Consider the following 257-nt stretch of genomic DNA (forward strand, 5'->3'; position numbering starts at 1 on the left):
TGCCGTGGGTGCCGACGGTCATTACCCGGGCAAATTTGTCGGTGGTCAGCATCGCTCCCACCGGGAAGCCACCGCCGAGCGCCTTGGCGGTGGAGAGCACATCGGGTGTCACGCCGTAGTGCATATAGGCATACAGCTCGCCGGTACGGCCAACGCCGGTCTGGACTTCATCAAAAATCAGCACCGCGTTGTGGCGGTCGCACAGCTCGCGCAGCCCCTGCAGGAAGGCTTTGTCCGCAGGCACTACGCCGCCCTCG

1 protein-coding gene is annotated in these 257 nt (G+C 64.6%); it reads right to left on the bottom strand.

Annotated features, from left to right (window positions below; translation table 11 throughout):
- On the bottom strand, positions 1-257 hold a 257-nt coding region (locus tag N7568_RS24400), incomplete at both ends, for an aminotransferase class III-fold pyridoxal phosphate-dependent enzyme (RefSeq protein WP_261612248.1).

Origin of the sequence: Paenarthrobacter aurescens, assembly GCF_025421775.1 — a bacterium.
Lineage (GTDB): Bacteria > Actinomycetota > Actinomycetes > Actinomycetales > Micrococcaceae > Arthrobacter > Arthrobacter aurescens_B.